The 15,719-nt window shown below is 73.5% G+C and carries 8 protein-coding genes; 1 reads left to right on the forward strand and 7 read right to left on the reverse strand.

Going from position 1 to position 15,719, the window contains the following annotated elements:
• Positions 1-37: 37 nt before the first annotated feature.
• The 6 genes from IF27_RS09480 to IF27_RS09505 form a co-directional block, all read right to left on the reverse strand.
• Entirely contained in the window at positions 38-1,096 is a 1,059-nt protein-coding gene (locus IF27_RS09480) for an MDR family NADP-dependent oxidoreductase (RefSeq protein WP_052848985.1), read from the reverse strand.
• Between the two features lies 1 nt (position 1,097).
• Positions 1,098-2,858 (reverse strand): phytoene desaturase family protein, encoded by a 1,761-nt coding sequence (locus IF27_RS09485; protein WP_052848986.1) that lies wholly within the window; start codon positions 2,856-2,858, stop codon positions 1,098-1,100.
• Positions 2,848-12,123, reverse strand: a complete 9,276-nt coding sequence (locus IF27_RS09490) for a non-ribosomal peptide synthetase/type I polyketide synthase (RefSeq protein ID WP_052848987.1) — start codon at positions 12,121-12,123, stop codon at positions 2,848-2,850. The genes IF27_RS09485 and IF27_RS09490 overlap by 11 nt, the downstream gene beginning before the upstream one ends.
• 593 nt (positions 12,124-12,716) lie before the next feature.
• Positions 12,717-13,139 carry an arsenate reductase ArsC gene (locus IF27_RS09495; protein WP_052848988.1) on the reverse strand — a complete coding sequence of 141 codons (423 nt, stop codon included), beginning with the start codon at positions 13,137-13,139 and terminating at the stop codon, positions 12,717-12,719.
• Complete coding sequence (locus IF27_RS09500) at positions 13,136-13,891, reverse strand: aquaporin (RefSeq protein WP_052848989.1); 756 nt, start codon at positions 13,889-13,891, stop codon at positions 13,136-13,138. The genes IF27_RS09495 and IF27_RS09500 overlap by 4 nt, the downstream gene beginning before the upstream one ends.
• Complete coding sequence (locus IF27_RS09505) at positions 13,888-14,262, reverse strand: ArsR/SmtB family transcription factor (protein WP_052848990.1); 375 nt, start codon at positions 14,260-14,262, stop codon at positions 13,888-13,890. Before IF27_RS09505 ends, IF27_RS09500 begins: the two co-directional genes overlap by 4 nt.
• An 89-nt stretch (positions 14,263-14,351) precedes the next feature.
• On the opposite strand from IF27_RS09505, the gene IF27_RS09510 reads away from it, so the two are divergent.
• The gene (locus tag IF27_RS09510; RefSeq protein ID WP_052848991.1) at positions 14,352-14,768 is read left to right on the forward strand and encodes an ArsI/CadI family heavy metal resistance metalloenzyme; all 417 of its coding nucleotides are present in this window, start codon (positions 14,352-14,354) and stop codon (positions 14,766-14,768) included.
• Between the two features lie 57 nt (positions 14,769-14,825).
• On the opposite strand, the gene IF27_RS09515 is transcribed toward IF27_RS09510, so the two are convergent.
• Positions 14,826-15,704, reverse strand: coding sequence for a sirohydrochlorin chelatase (locus tag IF27_RS09515; RefSeq protein ID WP_190232884.1), 879 nt, complete (start codon positions 15,702-15,704; stop codon positions 14,826-14,828).
• Between the last annotated feature and the right edge of the window lie 15 nt (positions 15,705-15,719).

Genomic DNA, 15,719 nt, shown 5'->3' on the forward strand with positions numbered 1-15,719 from the left:
GAGTCCGGGGGCGCGGGTCAGGGCCGCCCGGCCGCGGCTACAGCCTCACCAGCACCTTCCCCCGGTGCGCCGCCGGATTGGTCCAGACGTTCTGGTAGGCCACCGGAAGGTTGTCGAACCCCTCGTAGACCGTCTCCTCGAAGGCGATCTCCCCGGCACGCACCAGGCCGCCCACCTCCTCGTGGAGCGCCGCCAGGTTCTCGTCCGTGTACCACTCCTCGGCGAACACGCCCCGGATCGTGGTGCGCGGGAACATGACGTACGGCAGCAGCCGCGGCCCGGTCAGGTCACCGCCCACCGTCGTCGCCCACTGCCAGCACACCGCCACCTTGCTGTGCACCCGCAGCATCCGGAACACCGCGTCCGTCACGGCGCCGCCCAGGTTGTCCAGGTAACGGTCCACGCCGTCGGGGGCGGCGCCCGCCAGCGCGCGGGCCACGTCGTCCACGCCGTCGCCGTGCCGGTAGACCACGACCTCGTCGAAGCCGAAGCGCTTCAGGTAGGCCGCCTTGTCCTGCGAGCTGGTCGTGCCGATCAGCCGGGCCGCCCCGGCGCGCTTCGCGAGCTGCCCCGCCAGGGTGCCCACGATGCCGGTGGCGCCGCTGATGACGACGGTGTCGCCCGGCCGCACGTCCAGGAAGTGCTTCATCGTGCCCCAGGCGGTGATCCCCGGGCTGCCCATGATGCCCAGCGCCGTGGACAGCGGCAGCCGGTCGTCGTAGCGCGCCGGGTCGAGCCTGCGCAGCGGGGGCAGCCGCAGCGGGAACTCGCCGCCGTCCCACACCCACGACTTCCCGTCGCTCACCAGGTGCGTGCGCCAGCCGCCGAAGCCGCGCACCAGGTCGCCCTCCCGGAAGACCGCGTCGGGCCCGGCGGACACCACCTCCATGATCGAGTCGCCCACGGCGTGGCTGCCGATCGGCAACTCGTGTGACAGGCCCACGAGATACGGGTCGATGGACACGTACCGCGTCGCGAGCAGCATCTCGTCCGCGGCGAGGGACGTGTCCAGCTCCTCGGTGACCTTCGCGTACAGCCGCTCCACGTCGGGGACGCCCGCGACCCGCTCCCGGATCGCCCACTTCTGGATCTTCAACTCAACGGCTCCTCGACGTCGTTCCGGCAGAAGTCAGGTCGCCGCCCGGCACCCGGGTGGCGTCCTCGGCGGGCGCCTTGGGGCCGACCGCGATGATGCGCTGGGTGGGCGGCGGCAGGCTCTCGTCGATCTCGGCCCTGAACTCCCGCCCGTCGTCACGGCAGATGAACTGCACGACCTGCCGTCCGGCGGCGGCGGCCCGGATCAGGCCGCCCACCGTGACCCACACGCCCGACATGTAGAAGTCGGAAAGGCCGGGCAGCACCGGCCCGTTCTTCTTGATCTCCACCTCCAGGGTCTCGCCGCCCTCCATGAACGGCTGCCACCCGGGGAACGCGCCGTTGTACACGCCCGTGTAGCGCACCTGCGTGAGCGGCGTGGACACGTCCCGCACGGCGATCGCGTCCCGCATCCCCGGGTAGCGCTCGTCGAGGAACTTCTCGACGGTCATGCGCACCTGGCGCTTGGCCTGCGTGTAGCTCTTGCCGTGCCGCACGGGCAGCGTGTGCAGCGTGCCGCCGCGGCGCTGCCTGCTGACGCGCTCGGGCCCGTCCCGCAGCTCACGCCACGGCGCCGCCTCCGAGAAGTACGTCGCGTAGATGACCGTCGTCTCCTCCGGCGACAGCTCCGGGTAGTGGATGCTGCGGAACTGCACGTTCATGCTCGGATGCCGCATCCCGACCATCTTCGCGGCCGTCTCCTCGTCCAGGAGATGCGTGGTGCACGGGTCGCTGTCGGGGAACGCGCGCCGCAGCCCCAGGAAGACGCTCACGTAGCCGGGGGACAGCATGCCCGGCTCGTCGATCGTCTCCGTGTACAGCCGCCGGTACGTGTCGTTGAGGTACCGGCCCTCCAGCAGCTCCAGCACGGTGGCGCGCCCGTCGGCCGCCGATACGACGATGTCGGCCCGCAACTCCCGCCCGTCGCTGAGCCGTACGCCCACGGCGCGGTCGTCCTCGACGAGGATCCGCTCGACCAACGCGTTGTACGTGATCTCCCCGCCGAGCCCCAGGTAGCGCCGCTCGATCGACCGCGCGAGGCCCAGCGAGCCGCCCTCGGGCACGCCCGCCGAGCCGCACGCGTGCGACGCCAGCTGGAAGTAGAACGGCAGGACGGGGAAGTCCGCGTGCCGCTCGTACAGCATGTAGTTGAACGCCTCGCGCAGCAGCGGGTGCTGGAACTTCGCCGAGTAGTCCGTCATCAGCTCGGTGAGGGACTTGCGGATGGTGTTGAAGTAGGGCGTGAACGACGCCATCATCCGCCACCGCTCCCGGCGCCCCATCAGCCCCACGGGCTTCAGGAACGGGTAGACGGCCAGCGCCCGCTTGAAGGTCCGCAGACCGTCGCAGAACTGCTTGATCCGCCGCCCGTCCTCCGGCGAGATCTCCCGCAGGTGGGCCTCCAGCCGGTCCGGGTCGGAGTAGAAGTACACCGTCCGCCCGCCGTGGCTGCGCACGACGTTGAACACGTCGAACTGCCGCATCTCCTTGCCCTGGAGGGCGCCCAGCTCCAGCCAGATCTGGTACATCTCGTTGCCGGGGCCGCTGCCGAGCAGCCAGCTCACGCACCAGTCGAACGTGAAGTCGCCCCGGTCCCAGGACGTGCAGGACCCGCCGGGGATCTCGTGCATCTCCAGCACGTGGGTGCGGTAGCCGTTCATCCTGGCGTAGCAGCCGGTGGAGAGTCCGCCGAGTCCGCCGCCGATGATGAGCATCGTCTCGCGGGGGCGCCGCGCGGCGCCGTTCGTGCTGTCAGTCGTCATGCGCACCGTCCGTCAGGATGTCCAGGGTCAGTCGGGCGTTGGCCGCGGCGTGGTCGGCGTCGAGCAGCTCGGCGTGCGTGCCCGAGCCGCGCAGCACGGTCGTGCCGCCCGCGGCGCTGCCGTGCCAGCCGCGTTCGAGGCCGTCCGCGTACAGGTCGGTCTTCTCCTCGTCGGCGATCACCGTCAAGGCCGCCGCGACGGTGCCGGTGTTGGGCGTCGCGGCCGAGAACTCCAGGTAGTCACGGGCCTGTTCCATCGTCTCGGCGGCCAGCTCGTCGGTGCCGGTGTGCCGCCGCAGATGGTCCCGCAGCTCCTCCTCGAACGCCGCCACGTGCTCCGGCCCGAGGTCGTACGGTTCCGGCGTGCGGAACGAGTCGAGGATCACCAGGTGCCGCACGGCGCGGCCACGCCGCTCCAGCTCCCCGGCCACCTCGAACGCCAGGTTGCCGCCGAGCGAGTAGCCGAGCAGGTCGCACGGCCCGTCGGGCTGCAACTCCCCGACGAGGTCCGCGTACGCCGCGACCTTCCCCTCGCCCGCGATGTAGTTGAACGCGACGACCTGACGGCCCACCAGCCCCTGCGCGAACCGCCGGTACACCAGCCCGTGCCCACCGGCAGGGGGGAAGGTGAACAGCAGCCGCGCGCGGTCGGGATGGAAGCGCAGGAACGGCTCCGCGCCGTCCAGACGGCCGGTGATGACGTGTTCGAGGGTGCGCGCCATGCCGTGCAGCGTGGTCACCTTGAACAGCTCGCTCACCGGCACCGACACGTTGAACTCCGTCCGCAGCCGGTGGATCAGCTCGATCAGCCGGATCGAACTGCCGCCCTCCGTGAAGAAGTCGTGCCGCAGCCCCACGCGTTCCAGCCCGAGCATCGCGCACCAGTGCGCCGCCATCCGCTCCTCGTACAGCGTCACCGGCTCCTCGAACTCGATGCCGCCACCGTCCGCCGCCGGTTCGGGCAGCGCCGCGACGTCCACCTTGCCGCTCGGCGAGAGCGGCAGCCGGGGCAGCGCGACGAAGTGCGCCGGGATCATGAACGTCGGCAGCTCCTCCTCCAGGTGGTGCCGCAGCGCGCGGGCGTCCAGCTCGGTCCCGGCGGCCGGGACGCAGTAGGCGCACAGGGCACGTTCGCCGCCCGCGTCCTCGCGCACCGCCACCACGGCCTGGTCGAGCCCCGGCCAGGCGGCGAGCCTGGCCTCGATCTCGCCGATCTCGATCCGGTGGCCGCGCACCTTGACCTGGCTGTCGGCGCGGCCGATGAGATGGACGCAGCCCGCGTCGTCCCAGTGCGCCAGGTCGCCGGTCCTGTACAGCCGCGCGGGCCCCGCGTCGGGGCCGTGCCCGACGACCCGGGTGACGAACCGCTCGTCCGTCAGCGTCGGATCGGCCGCGTACCCGAGGGCCACGCCCGCGCCGCCGATCCACAGCTCGCCGGTGACACCCGGCGGGACCGGCGCGCCGTGCGCGTCCAGGATGTACAGCTCACTGCCGGGGAACGGCCGCCCGATCGGCACCATGCGGCTCGGCTCCAGATGGTCGGCCGGGCCCTCGAACCAGGCGCTGTCCACGGTCGCCTCGGTCAGCCCGTAGCTGTTCACCACGCGCGTGTCGGGGCCGGCCAGGCGGCGCAGCCGCTCGTACTCGGCGACCTTCCACGCGTCGGAGCCGACGACCAGCAGCCGCATGAACCCGAGGCCCACGCCGTCCTGTTCGCAGTGCGTCATCAGCGCGCGCGCCACGGCGGGCACGAACTCGCCGCAGTCCACCCGCTCGTCGCGCAGCGTCGCGTACAACCGGGCCGTGTCGAACAGCAGATCGCGCCCGATCAGCACCAGACGCCCGCCCGAGCACAGCGCGCGCACCAGGTCACCGGTGAACACGTCGAACGGGAACGCCGCCAGCTGCGCGTGGCACCGCACCTCCGTGTCGAGCCGGTACTCCCTGCGCCACCCCTCGTACACCGAGGCCAGGTTGCGGTGCGCGACGCGTACCGCCTTCGGCCTGCCCGTGGACCCCGACGTGTAGATGACGTACGCGGGGGAGTCCATGCCGGGGAACCCGCCGGGCTCGCCCGGGTCGGCGGTGAGCGGCGTGTCCAGCCGCGCGGGCGGGATCGCCGGGCCCGACAGCCAGGCCGGGTACGGGCCGTCCACGACGGTCAGCACCGCGCCCGCCGTCTCCACCATGTACGCCAGCCGGTCCGCCGGATGGCCCGGGTCGAGCGGCAGGTAGGCGCCGCCCGCCTTGAGGACCGCGAGCAGCGTCACGATCAGCTCGGGCGACTTCTCCAGGGCCAGCGCGACGACCGCGCCGCCGCCGATCCCGTGCTCCCGCAGCCGGTGCGCCATCACGTTGGCCCGCGCGTCCAGCTCGCCGTACGTGAGCTGCCGCGCCACGCCGCGCCCGCCGGGGGAGGGCACCGTGACGGCCACGGCGTCCGGCCGTTCTGCGGCGGCGCGCGCGATCAGCCGGTGCACCGGCTCGTCGGCCGACACCGGCCGCCCGGCGCCGCTGAACTCCGTGAGCAGCCGCCCGTTCTCCTCCGCGCCCAGCATCGTGAGCCCGGCCACCGCGTGGTCGCCGTCCGCACGCGTCAGCGCGTCGAGCAGCCGCCGGTAGTGCTCCGCCATCCGCCGCATCGTCGGCGCGACGAACAGGTCGGTGTTGTACTTGAACACGCAGTGGAACCGGCCGTCGGCCGCCTCCTCGTACGCCGACAGCGTCAGGTCGAACTGACCTTCCTCCTCGGGCAGTTCGATGTACTCCAGCCGGTAGCCGTACTTCTCCGTGGCGACCTTGTGGTGCAGCAGGATGAACATCGCCTGGAACACGGCCGACCGGCTCGGGTCGTGCTGGAGCCCCAGCTTCTCCACCAGCAGCGTGAACGGGTACTCCTGGTTGTCGAGACCGCCCAGCACCACGGTGCGCACCTGCTCCAGCAGGTCGGCCACCGTCGGGTTCCCCGACAGGTCGGCGCGCAGCGGCAGCGGGTTGACGAAGTAGCCGTAGACGGAGGCGAACTCCTCCTGCGTGCGGCCCGTCACCGGGCTGCCCACGACGATGTCGTCCTGCCCCGAGTACCGGTGCAGCAGCAGGTAGTAGGCCGACAACAGGACCATGAACACGGTCGTGTTGTGCTCACGCGCCAGCGCGTGCACCCGCCCGCTCAGCTCGCCGTCGAGCGTGAAGAACTCCGAGGCGCCGTTGTGCGTCTGCACCGCGGGCCGCGGCTTGTCGGTCGGCAGCGTCAGCACCGGCACCTCGTCGGGCAGCCGCCCGCGCCAGTACTCCAGCATGCCCTGCGCCTCGGGACCGGCCAGGAACCGGTTCTGCCAGTTGAGGAAGTCGAGGTACCTGGCCGTGACGGGCGGCAGCTCGGGCGCCTCACCGGCCCGCAACCCCTCGTACAGCGCGAGGAGTTCCTCGATGAACGTGAACGTCGAGATCGCGTCGGAGACGATGTGGTGCACCGCCTTGGTGATCACCCACCGGTCGGGCCCGCGCCGCAGCAGCCGGAACCTGACCAGCGGGTCACGCTCCAGGTCGTACGGCTTGCGGTACTCCCGGATGATCAGGGCGTGGATCTCCTCCCACTCCCGGCCCTCGACGTCCAGGACCGCGAAGTCGGCGTCCACCTCGGCGGAGATGCGCTGCACCGCCTGCCCGTCCTCCAGCACGAAGTTCGCCCGCAGCACCGGGTGGCGCGCCAGCAGCCGCCGGAACGCCTCGGCCATCAGGTCGGGCTCCAGCTCCGTGCGCACCTCGACGGCGCCGCCGATGTTGTACGCGTACCCGTCCGGGTGCAGATGCCGCAGGAACCACAGGGCCTTCTGGTTCTGCGTCAGCGGGAAGCGGCTCTCGTCCGTGTGGACCTCGACGGCCGCGGCGCCCTCCCCGTCCGCACCGGCCGCCACCAGCGCCGTCAGCCCCTCGCCGAGCCGGTCGATCAGCTCGTCGGCGGGCGCGCCGCTCAGCAGCGTCACCACCGGCAGGGACACCCCGAGGTCGGTGTGCACCCGCGCCCGCAGCTCCATCGCGAGCAGCGAGTCCAGGCCCAGCCGGCTGAGGCTGACCGCCGGGTCGAACCGCTCGGCGTCCACCCGCAGCACCGCCGCGACCAGCGACGTGAACCGCTCGGTCAGCAGCGCCCGGCGCGTGCCCTCCGTCGCGGCCCGGTAGGTGTCGAGGAAGCTGTCCGCCGCCCCGGCCCCCGGCGCCTCCGCCACCACGGCCAGCTCCGCCGTCAGCGGCGGCGCCTCCGGGTACCAGGCGAGGAACGTCGGCCAGTCCACGATGGACGCCACCAGCAGCTGCGCCCTGTCCTGCCCGATGACGCGTTCCAGCACCGCCATGCCCGCCTCGGGCGACAGCGATCCCATCCCGCGCTGGAGCCGGTAGTGGTCGATCAGGCCCAGCTCCTCGATCATGCCGGTCGCCCACGGGCCCCAGTCGAGGCTGAGCGCGGGCAGGCCCCGGGCGCGGCGGTGATGGGCGAGCGCGTCGAGGAACGCGTTGCCCGCCGCGTAGTTGGTCTGCCCCGCCGTCGTCAGCACCGCCGCGACGGACGCGAACAGCACGAAGTGCTCCAGCGGCTCGTCCCGCAGCTCCCGGTGCAGCAGCCAGGCGCCGACCGTCTTCGGGTCGTGCACCGCGCCGAACGTCGCGCGGTCCATCTGCGGCACCACCGTGTCCCGCACCTGCCCGGCGAGGTGGAACACCCCGCGGATCGGCGGGCCCGCCTCGGCCCGGTGCGCCGCGACCCACGCCCGCAACGCCGCCTCGTCGGTGACGTCCACGGCCGCCAGGACCGGCTGCGCGCCCAGCTCCTCAAGCTCCCGCACGAAACGGACGCGCGCGTCGTCCGCGTGCGCGCCCCACGTGGCCCGGTCGGGCAGCGCCGTGCGGCCCATGAGCACCAGCCGCCGCGCGCCGCGCCGCACGAGGGTGCGGCACAGCAGGCGGCCCAGCGCCCCGAAGGCGCCGGTGACGAGGTAGCTGCCGTCGGCCCGCAGGCGCAGCGGCAGAGGTCTCGTCATGCCCTCGGCCGCCACCAGTCTGCTGGTCAGACGCCGCCCCCCGCGCAGCGCGATCTCGTGCTCCTCCTCCGCCAGGGGCGCGGAGATCTCCCGCAGCAGCGCCTCGGCCTCGGCGCGCGGATCGTCGGCGGCGGCCGGGTCGAGGTCGATCAGCTTGCCGCGCTGCGCGGTCAGTTCCTGCTGCCACAGCACGCGCCCGATGCCCCAGGCGCGGGCGCCGAGCGGCGCCACGTCGTCCCCGGGCGAGACGGGCTGCGTGCCGCGCGTGACCAGGTGCAGCCGCTCCCGCCCGCCGCGCGCCAGCAGCGCCTGCGCCAGGGCGACGACGGACCAGGCGCCCGTGTCGGTGTGGAACTCCGTGCCGTCAGGCGCGGCCTCCGGCCGGTCGAGCCCCAGGTTCCACAGGTGCACCACCGCGTCGAACCCGCCGGGCTCCGCGGCGAGTTCGGCGCCCAGGTCCAGGTCAGCCGCCGCGCCGGGGCGCACCAGGCGGCAGCGCCCGCCGCCCGCGCCGATCAGCGCCGCCAGCGCGTCACCCACGCCGCCGGGCGCGTCCGCCAGCACCAGCACGGAACCCGGCGCGTCCTGCGTCTCCGCGCCCGATTCCCCGATCTCGCGCCACACGGGCTCGGTCAGCCAGCTGTCGATCGTCGCCAGGCCGACGGCCGTGGACGCCTGCGCGACGTCCCCCGCCCTGAAGCCCTCGACGCGCCCGAGCGGCGCGCCGTCGGCGTCGTGCAGGCCGATGTCGCCGACCAGCGTGTCACCGGTCTCCCGGGTCACCACGGCGTGCGCCCAGATCTCGCGGTCGCCGACCGGCCCGAGCCGCACCTCGGCCAGGGAGAGCGGCAGCCGGATCGACTCCTCGCCCCCGCCCCCGTCCTTCAGCAGCGCCGGGGTCAGCAGCGCCTGGAAGCACGAGTCGAGCAGGACGGGATGCACGTGGTGGCCCGCCGCGTCCCCGGCCAGGGACTCCGGCGGACGGATGCGCGCCAGCGCCTCGCCGGGGCCGATCCACACCTCCTCGATGCCCTGGAACGCGGGCCCGTAGTGGTAGCCGAGCCCGGCGAGCGCCGCGTAGCACTCGGGCCCGGACAGCCGCCGCGTGGAGCGCGCCCTGACGGCCGCGGCGTCCAGCGGCGCGCCGCCGCCCCGCCCCTGGCCCGCGCGCACCACACCCGTCGCGTGCACCGCGGGCTCGGGCAGCGCCGCCCCCGCCTCCCGCACGGTCGCGACGCGGAACGCCGCCGATCCCGAGGAGAACGTCAGCTGCACGGTCTTCGGCGCGTCCTCCGGCAGGAACAGGCCCTTGCGCAGCTCGACGTCGGCCAGTGCGGCGGAGCCCGCGTCACCGGTCAGCGCGCGGACGGCCTGCGCCGCCATCTCCAGGTAACCGGCCGCGGGGAACAGCACGTTGCCCTGCATCCGGTGGTCCGTGAGGTACGGCAGCCGCTCCGGGTCGAGCGACACCTCCCACGCGGGCTCCGCGCCGTCGAGGCGCCTGCCCAGCAGCGGATGGTCCAGCCGCCCCAGCCGGACGCGCTCGACAGACGGCGGCTCCGTCCAGTACCGGTCGCGCCGCCACGGGTAGCGCGGCAGCGTCACCGGACGGCCCTGCGGCTGGAGCACGCCCCAGTCCGGCGTGACCCCCAGGGAGTTGAGCGCGGCCAGCGACAGCGCGAACCGCTCGGCCTCGTCCTCCTTGCGCCGCAGCGACGGCAGCACGACGCCCTCGGCCTCCCGCTGCCCCAGGCACTCGCGCACGGAGTGGCCGAGCACCGGGTGCGGCCCGATCTCCAGGAACAGCTCGAACCCGTCGTCGGCCAGCCGGTCAACGGCCGCCCTGAACCAGACGGTCTCCCGGACGTTCTCCCACCAGTAGTCGGCGTCCAGCTCGGGACCCTGCGCGATCCCGCCCCGGCGCGCCGTCAGGTACAGCGGCACGGCGGGCTCCTGCGGCTTGAGCCCCTTCAGCGAGGTCAGCAGCTCCTCACGGATCGGGTCCATCGCCGCGCTGTGGTAGGGCACCTCGACGGTCAGGACCCGCGCGAACAGGCCCTCGGCCTCCAACTCGGCCGCCAACGCGGTCAGGTCCTCCGCCTCGCCCGCCAGGGTCAGCGACCGCGGCCCGTTCACCGCCGCGAGCGACACCCGTCCCCCGAAGGGACGGATACGCTGCGCCGCCTCGGCCTCGCTCAGATCGACGGCGAGCATCGTGCCCGTGCCCGCCAGGCGGTGCTGGAGGCGGCTGCGGTGGACGACGATCCGCACCGCGTCCTCGAACGTGTAGACACCCGCCTCGTAGAACGCCGCGACCTCGCCGGTGCTGTGCCCGGTGATCGCGTCGGGGACGATCCCCCGGCTGCGCCACAGGGCCGCCAGCCCGAGCTGGAGCGCGAAGTTCGCGGGCTGGGCGAGCCACGTCTCCGACATCCGCGAGACGGACTCGTCCGCCGACAGCTCCTCGACGAGGGACCACCCGGTCAGCGCGGAGATCTCCCGGTCGCACCGGTCGATCACCTCGCGGTAGACGGGCTCGCGCGCGTACAGCTCCCGGCCCATGCCGGACCACTGGGGGCCCATGCCGGTGAAGACCCACACCAGCCGCTTCCGCAGCCCCTCGCGCCGCGTGCCCGCCAGGACGCGCGGGTGCTCGGCGCCGCGCTCGGCGGCGGCCAGGGCCTCGTCCAGCGACTCACGGTCCGTGTAGACGACCGACAGGCGGGACTCCAGGTGCTGGCGGCGGTGCGCCAGCGTGTGGCCGAGGTCGGCCAGGGAGACGTCGGGCAGCTCGCGGCGCACCCCGGCGGCCACCTCGGGCAGCGCCTCGGGCGCGCGGGCCGTCAGCGGCAGTACGGACCACGCGGGGCGGTCGGGCGCCTCGTCCCGCCCCTCGGGCCGCGCGGGCGGCTCCTCCAGCAGGACGTGCGCGTTGGTGCCGCCGAAACCGAAGGAGTTGACGCCCGCGCGGGCCGGTCCCTCGTGCGCGGGCCACGGCGTCACCTCGCGCGGGACGGTGTAGCCCAGCTCGGCCGCGTCCAGCTCCGGGTTCAGCGTCTCCAGGTTGATGTGCGGCGGGACGACGCCGTGCCGCAGGCTGAGCGTGGTCTTGATCAGACCGGCGATCCCGGCCGCCGACTCGGTGTGCCCGATGTTCGACTTCACCGAGCCGACGAGCGGCGTGCTGCCTGGCTCGCGGCCGATCGCCAGGGCGCGCCCGAGCGCGCGTGCCTCGATGGGGTCGCCGACCGGCGTCGAGGTGCTGTGCGCCTCGACGTACTGGAGCGCGCCGGGCGTGATGCCCGCCTCCGCGCAGACCCGTTCGATCAGCCGGACCTGCGCGTCGGCGCTCGGCACGGTGATGCCGCCGGTGCGGCCGTCCTGGTTGACGCCGCTGCCGATGACGACCGCGTGGATCGGGTCGCCGTCGCGCAGCGCGTCCTCCAGGCGCTTGAGCGCGATCATGCCGACGCCCTCGGCGCGCACGTAGCCGTTCGCCGAGGCGTCCAGCGGACGGGAGCGGCCCTCGGGGGAGAGGAAGCCGCCCTTGGTCTCGGCGATCGTGTACTGCGGCGTCATGTGCAGCAGCGTGCCGCCCGCGAGGGCCACGTCCGTCTCGCCGTCGCGCAGGCTGCGGCAGGCGAGGTGGACGGCGACGAGGGAGGAGCTGCACGCGGTGTCGAGGGACACGCTGGGGCCGCGGAAGTCGAAGCAGTACGAGATGCGGTTCGACACCATCGTCATCATGGTGCCGGTCGCCGTGTGCGAGGCGAGCGTCTCGAAGCTGAGGTCGGAGAACTGGAGGATCTTCCAGTCCAGCGTGAACGCGCCGACGAAGACGCCGACCTCGGTCCCGGCGAGGTCGCCGGGCCGCTGGCCGCCGTCCTCCAGGGCCTCCCAGGCGACTTCGAGCAGCTTGCGCTGCTGCGGGTCCATGTGGGCGGCCTCGCGGGGGCTGATGCCGAAGAACGCGGGGTCGAACTCGTCGAACCCGTCGATGTAGCCGCCGCGCCCGCCGACCAGCCGGCCCGGTTTCGCCTTGTCGCGGCTGCCGAGCGTGGAGACGTCGTAGCGGTCGGGGGGTGTCGGGGTCAGGCAGTCCCTGCCCTCGACGAGATTGCGCCAGAAGGAACGGTGGTCGTTGGCGCCGCCGGGGAAACGGCAGCCGATACCGACGATCGCGAACTTGCCAGGTATGGGCCGGGGGACACGTGAACGGTCCGTCATCGATTACCTCGCGTGAAGGCGATGGGAAAAGCCGGGGAGAGCGGCCCCGTTCTCCGGCGCCGGGCGGTCGGGCCTGGGGTGACGGGTACCGGAGCGGGGTCAACAGGGAATTCCGATTGCCTCGACATAGGAAAGGTTTTCGGCCGCGCTGATCCGCCGCTCGAAAGCGGTGAAGGGGGGTGTCAGGCGGAGTCAACCAATCATATGTTTGACCGAATCGTCATTGATCGGTCGTTGGGATTGTGTACTCCCCCAGCGCTTTCCATGCGCACTGGGAATGACTTTGCCCGCTAATTGACTCATGCGAGGGGCGCACGAGGGCCGCTTCATCTCACTGTCACTCGATTGGGTGATGGATCAGATAGCCGTTCGATTATTTGCTTGTGGCGCGCGGGAAGAAGCGCGCGCCCGGGGGAGGCGCCGGGCACGGTCGCCGCCACAGGGGGACTGGAAACGGCGGAAGCGCCGGGAGGGCGGGACGGCCGGTGGACGCGCGTCACGTCCCGGCCCTGCGTCCGGCCGCCGACACCGTTGCTCCGGTGAGGACTTGAGCCCTGTGGAGGCCCTGATCCGCGTGCCCAGGACGGGTGCGCTCAGCGGGCGGGCCCGACGCCCAGTTCGGCGAGCAGCCCGCGCACGCGCCGCTCGATCTCGTCCCGGATCGGGCGCACGGCCTCGACGCCCCGCCCCGCCGGGTCGTCCAACGCCCAGTCCACGTACCGCTTGCCGGGGAAGACGGGGCAGGTGTCGCCGCAGCCCATCGTCACCACGACGTCCGAGGTCCTGACGGCCTCCGTGGTCAGCACCTTCGGCGTCTCGGCCGCGAGGTCGATGCCCACCTCGCGCATGGCCTCCACGACGGCCGGGTTGACGGAGTCGGCGGGCGCGGAACCGGCGGAACGCACCCGTACCCCGTCTCCGGCCAGGGCGGTCAGGAAAGCGGCGGCCATCTGGGAGCGCCCGGCGTTGTGGACGCAGACGAACAGCACGGCGGGGGGAGTGGCGGGCTTGTTCATGCGGACAGGGCGCCTTCCTCGGCGGGACGGTTGGATACGGGCGGCAGTTCCGCGCCGCCGTACCGCGGGGCTTGGCGGCCGAAGCAGACGGCGGCCAGGGCCGCGCCGAGCGCCGCACCGGCCAACTGGGCTGCCACGAACGGCGGCACGGACGCCAGGGCGATGCCGGTGGGCGTGCCGGTGAACGCGCGGCCGAGTGTGACGGCGGGGTTGGCGAAGCCGGTGGACGAGGTGAACCAGTACGCCGCCCCGATGTAGGACGCGATCGCCGCCGGGGCGTACCGCGCCCGGCCGGTGCGGGCGAGACCGAGGACGAGCAGGACGAGTCCCGCCGTGGCCACCGTCTCGCCGAGCAGGAGGTGCGCGGCGGACCTGTCCTGGCCCGAGAGGCGCGCCAGGGGTTCGCCGAACATCGCGAGGGCGAGCACGGTGCCGCCGACGGCCCCGGCCAGCTGCGCGGGCACGTACGCCGCGACGTCGCGCCCGGTGGGCCCCTGCCCGTCCCGGCGACCCGTCCGCCAGAGCGTCAGCGTCACGACGGGGTTGAGGTGCGCCCCCGACACCGGGCCGAGCAGCGCCACCAGGACGCCGAGGCCGAGCGCCGTCGCCAGGGACCCGGCCAGCAACTGCACACCGGCGTCCCGCGTCAGCCCGGCGGCCTGGATGCCCGAGCCGACCACGACCGCGACCAGTGCCCCCGTGCCGACCGCCTCGCACGCGGCCCGCCGCGCGCGCCCGGCCGCCGCCGTCACGCCGGGTCCTCGCCCCGGCCGCTCGGCGTGCGCAGCAGGGTGGACAGCTGTGCCAGCGCCGAGGGGACGACCCGGTAGTAGACCCAGGTGCCGCGCCGCTCCGAGCCGACCAGACCGGCCTCCCGCAGGACCTTCAGGTGGTGCGAGATCGTCGGCTGCGAGACGTCGAACGGCCCGGTCAGGTCGCAGACGCACGCCTCGCCGCCGTCGTACGAGGCGATCAGCGACAGCAGCCGCAGCCGGACGGGGTCGGCGAGGGCCTTGAACATCCGCGCCAGCTCCGCCGCCGCGTCCTCGCCGAGTGCCTGACGGACCATCGGCGTGCAGCAGGCGGTGTCCTGGCCGAGCACCGGGAGGCTCTGATTCGACATGCCTCTATATTGACAGCCGTCTCTTCAGGGGGCAAGGTCGGCTGTATCGACAGACGTCGATACAAGACCCGTCCGAAGAGGAGACCGTCATGTCCAGAATCCAGCTCGCCCTGCGCGTCGCCGATCTCGAAGGCTCGATCGCCTTCTACTCCCGGCTGTTCGGCACCCCGCCCGCCAAGCGCCGTGCGGGCTACGCCAACTTCGCCGTCGCCGAGCCGCCGCTCAAGCTCGTCCTGATCGAGGGGGAGGAGGGGCAGGGGACCGGCCTCGACCACCTCGGTGTCGAGGTCGCCTCCACCGGCGAGGTCGCCGCCGCCACCGCGCGGCTGCGCGACGCCGGGCTGGCCACCGCCGAGGAGAACGCCGTCTCCTGCTGCTACGCGCTCCAGGACAAGGTGTGGGTGACGGGGCCCGGCGGCGAGCCGTGGGAGGTCTACACCGTCACGGGCGACGCCGACACCCTCGCGAAGGACGGGGCCGCCGCGCCGTCCGCGTGCTGCGGCTGACCCGCCGGGGCGGCCCGTCCGGAGCGCGGCCGGTGGGCCGCGCCCGGGGGCGCCCGATCAGCGCGTCGAGGCGCTCTGCGGCGTGAGTCCGGCCTCGGCCATGTACGTGGACAGCACCAGCTTGCCGATCGCCGGGTAGGCGCCGAGCGGCTGCGCCGTGGCGCAGCCCGCCTCGGCGGCGGCGGCCTCCAGCAGCCCTTCGGGGATCTCGGGGCCGATCAGGCAGGGGGCGAGGGCCAGTTGCTGCGCGCCCGCCTCGGTGAGCCCCCGCGCGGTCCGCGCGACGGCGCCCTCCTGGTCCAGCGCGGCGGCCAGCACGGGCACCGCGAGCCGCGCGGACAGCAGCATCCCGGTGATCCCGGCCGCCTGCACGGCCTCGTCACCGCCCGCCGTCGCCAGCACGATGCCGTCCGCCGCCGTGGCGACGGTGAACAGCCGCGCCCGGTCGGCCCGCGCGAGCCCCGCCTCCGACAGCCGTACGTGCACCGCCTCCGCCAGCAGCGGATGCGGCCCCAGGACGTCGGTCAGCACCGCTCCCGAGCCGCTGCCGAGCACCTCCTGCCGCAGGATGCGCAGCTGTGCGCCGTCGGGCCCCGCGAGCAGCGGCACGACGATCGCGGACGACCGCTCCTCGGCGGACTCGCCGCGCTCGGCCGCCACCCGGGACAGCACGTCGGCCAGGGCGGGGAACTCCTCGTCCTTGCCCTCGGCGAAGCCGAGCCTGGCGTCGAGGCCGGGCAGTTCTGACCGCGCGATGCTCAACACCTCGTCGGCGAGCGACCGCGCGTGCGGCGTCGGCCCGCCGGGCACGGCGAGCACCAGCGCGGGCGCGTCCTCGGGCGCCGACACGGGCTCCGGTCGGCGGTGGCGTCCTGACTGACGTGGACGCGGCATGCGTACGGGAAGGCCGTGGGACGGCACTGAGGGGGAGCTCATGTCGCCGCATGTTAA

This window comes from Streptomyces avicenniae (assembly GCF_000719135.1).
GTDB classification, from domain to species: Bacteria; Actinomycetota; Actinomycetes; order Streptomycetales; family Streptomycetaceae; genus Streptomyces; species Streptomyces avicenniae.